The 6,277-nt window shown below is 71.5% G+C and carries 4 protein-coding genes; 2 read left to right on the plus strand and 2 right to left on the minus strand.

The genetic code is table 11. The features are described 5' to 3' along the window. Positions 1 to 12 precede the first annotated feature (12 nt). Together yicI and ACFULQ_RS39550 are read left to right on the plus strand one after the other, a co-directional pair. Positions 13 to 2,262, plus strand: a complete 2,250-nt coding sequence (gene yicI, locus ACFULQ_RS39545; RefSeq protein WP_383553879.1) for an alpha-xylosidase — start codon at positions 13 to 15, stop codon at positions 2,260 to 2,262. Next, positions 2,262 to 3,266, plus strand: a complete 1,005-nt coding sequence (locus tag ACFULQ_RS39550; protein ID WP_383553881.1) for a LacI family DNA-binding transcriptional regulator — start codon at positions 2,262 to 2,264, stop codon at positions 3,264 to 3,266. Before yicI ends, ACFULQ_RS39550 begins: the two co-directional genes overlap by 1 nt. Before the next feature lie 44 nt (positions 3,267 to 3,310). Here the strand turns inward: ACFULQ_RS39550 and ACFULQ_RS39555 are convergent, their stop codons facing one another. Both ACFULQ_RS39555 and ACFULQ_RS39560 read right to left on the minus strand, forming a co-directional pair. Further along, positions 3,311 to 3,916, minus strand: a complete 606-nt coding sequence (locus ACFULQ_RS39555; protein WP_383553884.1) for a hypothetical protein — start codon at positions 3,914 to 3,916, stop codon at positions 3,311 to 3,313. A 15-nt stretch (positions 3,917 to 3,931) separates the two neighbouring features. Continuing rightward, positions 3,932 to 6,277, minus strand: a 2,346-nt coding sequence (locus tag ACFULQ_RS39560) for a polymorphic toxin-type HINT domain-containing protein (RefSeq protein ID WP_383553886.1), incomplete at its 5' end; no start/stop codon positions are given.

Raw genomic sequence — 6,277 nt, forward strand, 5'->3', positions numbered from 1 at the left:
GACCCCCCACCGATGAAGTTCACCGACGGCTACTGGCTGCTGCGCGAGGGCGTCACCGCGGACCATCCGGCCGTGGTCCACGAGGTCGTCGCCTCCGACGGCGGCCTGGAGATCCACGCGCCGTCCCAGCCCATCCGCCACCGCGGCGACCTGTTGAAGGGACCGGTCGTGACCATCAGCGCCCACGCCCCGATGCCCGACGTCATCGGCATCACCTTCACCCACTTCGAGGGCGAGCAGCCCAACCGACCCGAATTCGAGCTCAGGAAAGAGGAGTTCACCCCGCACACCGGGTCCGACGAGGACTCGGCGACCCTGACCTCGGGCGCCCTGTCGGTCCGGTTCGCCCGCACGGGGCCCTGGCAGGTCGACTTCCTGGCCGACGGCCGGGTCCTCACCAGCAGCGGCACCAAGAACATGGGCATCCTGCGGGACGCGACCGGCGGGCACTACCTGCGCGAGCAGCTCAACCTGACCGTCGGCACCTCGGTGTACGGCCTCGGCGAGCGCTTCGGTCCGCTGGTGAAGAACGGCCAGGTCGTCGACGTGTGGAACGCCGACGGCGGCACCGCAACCGAACAGGCCTACAAGAACGTCCCGTTCTACCTCACGGACGCGGGCTACGGCGTCTTCGTCGACCACCCCGGCAAGGTCTCCTTCGAGGTCGGCTCGGAGGCGGTCTCCCGGGTGCAGTTCAGCGCGGAGACCCAGGAGTTGACGTACTACGTCATCCACGGCCCGAGTCCCAAGGAGATCATCCGCAAGTACACGGCCCTCACCGGCCGTCCGGCGCTTCCGCCCGCCTGGTCCTTCGGTCTGTGGCTGTCGACGTCCTTCACGACGTCGTACGACGAGGAGACCGTCACGTCGTTCATCGACGGCATGAAGGACCGCGAACTGCCCCTGTCCGTCTTCCACTTCGACTGCTTCTGGATGCGCGAGTTCAACTGGTGCGACTTCCAGTGGGACCCGCGGGTCTTCCCCGACCCGGAGGGCATGCTCGCCCGGCTGCACGCGCGGGGCCTGAGGGTCTCCGTGTGGATCAACCCGTACATCGCCCAGAGATCGCCGCTGTTCGCGGAGGGCAAGGCGCTCGGCCATCTTCTGAAGCGGCCCGACGGCAGCGTCTGGCAGTGGGACCTGTGGCAACCCGGCATGGCCCTGGTCGACTTCACGAGCCCGGCCGCCCGCGACTGGTACGCGTCCAAGCTGGAGGGGCTCCTCGCGCAGGGCGTGGACTGCTTCAAGACCGACTTCGGCGAGCGGGTGCCGCTGGACGTCGAGTGGTCCGACGGCTCCGACCCCGAGCGGATGCACAACTACTACACCTACCTCTACAACCGGACCGTCTTCGACGTGCTGCGCAAGCACCGCGGCGAGCAGGAGGCGGTGGTCTTCGCCCGCTCGGCGACCGCGGGCAGCCAGCAGTTCCCGGTGCACTGGGGCGGCGACTGCGAGGCGACGTACGAGTCGATGGCGGAGTCGCTGCGCGGCGGGCTGTCCCTGGGCCTGTCCGGCTTCGGCTTCTGGAGCCACGACATCGGCGGCTTCGAGGGCACCCCGAGCCCGGCGCTCTTCAAACGCTGGCTCGCCTTCGGCCTGCTGTCCTCGCACAGCCGCCTGCACGGCAGCTCGTCGTACCGCGTCCCGTGGCTGTTCGACGAGGAGTCCGTGGACGTCCTGCGCCACTTCACCCGCCTCAAGCTGAGCCTGATGCCGTACCTCTACGAGGCCGCGCGCACCGCCCACGCCGAGGGCGTGCCGGTGATGCGGGCGATGCTCCTGGAGTTCCCGCAGGATCCCGGCTGCGCGCATCTGGAGCGGCAGTACATGCTGGGCCCGGATCTGCTGGTGGCACCGGTGTTCAGCGACTCCGGAGAGGTCTCGTACTACGTCCCCGAGGGCACCTGGACCCACTTCGTGACCGGCGAGACGGTGACCGGGCCGCGCTGGGTGCGCGAGCGGCACGCCTTCCTGAGCGTGCCGCTGCTGGTCAGGCCCGGTGCGGTGATCCCGGTCGGCGCGGTGGCCGACCGCCCCGACTACGACCACGCCGACGGGGTGACCCTGCGGGCGTACGGCCTGGCCCGGGGCGAGCAGGTCACGGTACGGGTCGGCGAGGTCGCCTTCACCGTCGTACGCGAGGGAGACACGCTCAGGGCGTCCTGCTCCGATCCCTCGGCGCCCTGGGGCCTGGCGGCCGGGGACAGGGTGGCGCGGGCCCAGGCCGACACCGGCTTCCTCTCGCTGGAGCTGGGCTGATGGTGAAGATCACGGATGTGGCGCGGCGGGCCGGGGTCTCCCCCAGCACCGTCTCCTACGCCCTCAGCGGCAAGCGCCCGATCTCCGAGGAGACCCGACAGCGGGTCGAGGCGGCCGTCCGCGAGCTGGGCTACCGGCCGCACGCGGGTGCCCGCGCCCTGGCCGGCAGACGCTCCAGCGTCCTGGCGCTGGTGGTGCCCTTACGGACCGGGATCCACGTCCCGACGGTGATGGGCTTCGCGGTGTCGGTGGTGACGACGGCCCGCCGCCACGACCACGACGTGCTGCTGCTGACGCAGGAGGAGGGCGAGGAGGGGCTGCGCCGGGTCGCGGACACGGCACTGGTCGACGGGCTGGTCATGATGGACGTCCAGCTCGACGATCCCCGGCTGCCGTTGCTGCGCGCACTGGACCTGCCGTCGGTGCTGATCGGCTTTCCGGCTGTCGCGGACGGGCTGACCTGCGTCGACCTCGACTTCCAGGCGGCGGGCGAGGCGTGCGTGGAACACCTGGCACGCCTCGGCCACCGCTCGGTGGCCCTGATCGGCTCCCCGCCCGAGGTGTACGTCCGCGGGACGGCCTACGCCGGGCGGGTGGTCCAGGGCTTCACGGCCGCCGCCGACCGCGCCGGGATGTCCTCGACGGTCCTGCCCTGCGAGCCGGACGCGGCCCGCGAGGCCGCCGAACAACTCCTGCGCGAGCAGCCCGCGTTGACGGGCGTGGTCGTCCACAACGAACCCCTGCTGGACCCGTTGGTCGACGCCTTCGCCGACCTCGGCCTGCGCATCCCGTCCGACCTCTCCGTCACGGCGATCTGCCCCGACGAGGTGGCCGAGTCACTGCGCGTACCGGTCACCTCGGTCTCCCTGCCGTCGACGGAGGTGGGCACGCGGGCGGTGGACCTGCTGATGAAGAAGCTGGCCGGGACGACGGTACCGGAGTCGACGCTGCTGGCGCCTCGGATGAGGGAGAGGGGGAGTACGGGGGCTCGGACGGTGGCGTGAAGGAGCCCCTCCCCTGGCAGGGGAGGGGCCCTCAGGTGATGCCTCTAGTCGTCGGCGATCAGGAACTCGACGCTCGGCACCACGAACTCGCCGTAGTGCAGGGCCGATCCGATGTCCTCCAGCCTCTTGTACTGCTCCCGGGACAGCGAGGCGTCAGAGTCGTACTCGATCACTCTCAGCAGGATCCGCAGTGCCAGGTCCGGGGTGCAGGCGCGGGCACAGTCCGCGAGAGCCCGGCGCACCTCGGCGGTCAGGAACGCCATCCCTTCGATCTCGGCGACGACCGCGCCCAGGTGGGCGAGGCCGTCCTCCGTGTCGGCTCCGGTGAGCGGCCGTGGTGGCTGCTCCTGCGCGGACAGCCAGGTGTCGCACACGTCGACGACGGTCTGTGTCCACCCGGCTCCCGTGGTCTGCCGCCAGCCCATGCCGTACTGGGTTCCGGCGTCCCACAGCACCTCCAGCGTCCGCGACGGCAGCCCGTCGAGGAGCGCCCGGGCGTCACGGCGCACTGCCAGGGCGTACTCACCGGCCCCGTCCGGCAGGTGCCGTGCGACGAGTTTGGCGGGGGTGTCCGCCTCGTGTGTCCAGTCCTGATGGAAGAAAGCCATCACCCACGGGACACCGAAGTCGAACTCGGTGAAGCGCTGCACGGCGGTCGCCCCTCCTTACTTCGGATAGCAGGTCTGCACGTAGTAGCCCAGCGGATGTCTCGCCTGGCCCTCCACCCGAGGTGCTCGCACGAGCTTGATGAAGTAGCCGTTGCCCGCGGCCTTGGGAGCGGCCCGGCCGTTGTCGAAGTAGACCGTACCGAGGGAGTTGTTCCGCCCGAACGTGCCCGTCAGGGGTAGCTCGTTCGTCCTGTTCTCCGCCATCCACTTGCGGATCTTGTTCGCGTTGTTGGCGAGGGCGTAGTCGACGACCTGCTGCGCGGTCTGCTGGTCGATGAACACGCTGTTGGGCGTGTCTCTGCCGCTCTCGACCGTCTTGCGGTGCGCGATCGCCTCCGCCTCGGCCTGGTTGGGGCGCACGTGCTCCGTGAGGGTGTGCGCCTGCCCCGGGAAGCTGGCCTCGTCCAGGATGAGGTCGCTGCAATTGTGGACCAGGACCGGGGTGGCGCCCGCCACCGCGTAGAACGTGTGCAGTCCGGCGACGGTCAGGTCGTACACGGTCCGCGCCGCCGAGGCGTGGCGGTCGAGCACCGCGGCCACCGTGCGCAGGCTCCCGCCGGGGGTGCGCAGGCTGTCGCCGGGACGCAGGTCGGACGCGAGGGTCCAGCCGCGGCCGGTGACGAAGAACCGGTGCCCCGAGGTGCTCGTCAGGCTTCCGCCGCCGGCCAGGGTGATGTCCACCAGGTCGTCGGAGGTGTGCGAGTAGGTCTGGGTGACCGGCTCGCCCCGGGTGATTCCGGTGTCGGGGTCGGTGGCCAGGAGCCGGTCGCCGAACCGCACGTCACGGATGGCCTTGCGGCCGCCGTCGGCGAGGACGACCTGGGTGCCGCCGGGGAAGCTGTTGCGGATGCAGGCGGTGCGTGCCTCCTCGTACGTCCGTGCGCTGCGCTCGATCGCGGACAGCGCGCGGGCGTCCACGTCCAGGGCCCGCAGCGCCTTCATGGCGTCGGACACCCCGACACCGGTGCGCATGGCGGCGTCCACCGCGCGGATCGCCTCGGTGATCTTGGCGATCGGACCGCCCAGCGGCAGCCAGGTGGCCGCCCAGGCACAGTCGCCGTAGCTGCCGCCGTCCTGGGCCGTGGTGATCTTGTGGTAGCAACCGACGAAGTCACCGATGATCGAGTCGAAGAGCCCCTTCCACAGGTCCTTGGTCGCCTCCCACGAGGAGATCTTGACCTTCTTGCTCAGGTCCGTGAACGTCTTCGTCTTGAGGAACTGCGTGTCACCGGCGGGGCAGCCGGACTCGGTGGCCGGCACCTCCGGGTTCAGGCACAGGTAGTAGCTGACGGTCGCGTCGAAGTGCACCTCGTACACCAGGTCGCAGGGAAGGCGCGAGCAGTCGTCCGGCAGCCGCTGCGGGTCCCCCCGCTGCTTGATGTCGTCGATGACCGAGAACACCCCGCCGATGCCGGTCCCCGCGCCCGCCTGCACCTGACTGTTGGCGTCATTGCGCGCGGCCTGGTCGGCCGCCTGCTGCGCCGACTCCGCATACTTCTGCGCGTCCTTCGCCGCCTGCTCCGCCGCCGTCGCCTCCGCGTCCGCGCGGTCGGCCGCCGCTCGGGCGTCCTTGGCGGACTGCTCGGCCGCGGCAGCCGCCGTGCGGGCGGCCTCCGCGTCCAGGGCCGCCTGGTCGGCGGAGGAGCGGGCGTCGGCCGCGTAGGTCTCGGCCTGGTCGGCGGCCTGGTCGGCCGCTGCCGCGTCCACGGTGGCCTGGCGGTCGTACTCCTTCGCGCGGGCCAGCGAGGCCTGGGCGTCGGCCGCGTACTGAGCCGCCTCGGCCGCGTAACCCAGCGCCTCCTTCGCCGACTTGCGCGCGTCGGCCGCGAAACCGGCCGCCTCCGCCGCCAGCGTGTACGCCGCCTTCGCGTCACCGGTCGCCGCCGCCGCGAGGCTCGCCGCCTGGGCCGCGTTCTTCTGCGCGTTGGCCGCGTGGGCCTCGGCGACGGCCTTCTGCTGCTCGGCGATCGTCTTCGACGCCTGGCCCGACAGGACGGCGAGGCCCGCCGCCGAGTCGGTGGTGACGTACGGCGCGCCCAGCTGGATCGCGTCGTTGGCCGGGGCGGCGACCTGCTGGGCCGCGTTGCCGGCGTCCTCCGCCGCCTGGGCGGTGGTGTAGGCGTGCCCGGCCGCGTCCGCGGCGCCCGCGACCGCCTTGGCGGCCTCGGCCTTCGCCGCGTCGGCCTGCTTCATGGCGTCGGCGGCGTGCTTCTCGGCCTCGTCGGCCAGCTTCACGGCCGTACGGGCGGCGGAGGCGGAGGCCTCGGACGCCTTGATGGCGTCGGCGGCCGCGCTGGTCGCGGTACGGACCGCGGCGTCCGCCCGCAGCTTGGCGGCCTGGGC

The organism is Streptomyces sp. NPDC057253, assembly GCF_042669125.1.
Classification (GTDB): Bacteria; Actinomycetota; Actinomycetes; order Streptomycetales; family Streptomycetaceae; genus Streptomyces.

Coding starts and splice junctions, on each gene's coding strand:
- ACFULQ_RS39550 (WP_383553881.1), top strand. CDS start 2,262: ATGGTGAAGATCACGGATGTGGCGCGGCGGGCCGGGGTCTCCCCCAGC.
- yicI (WP_383553879.1), top strand. CDS start 13: ATGAAGTTCACCGACGGCTACTGGCTGCTGCGCGAGGGCGTCACCGCG.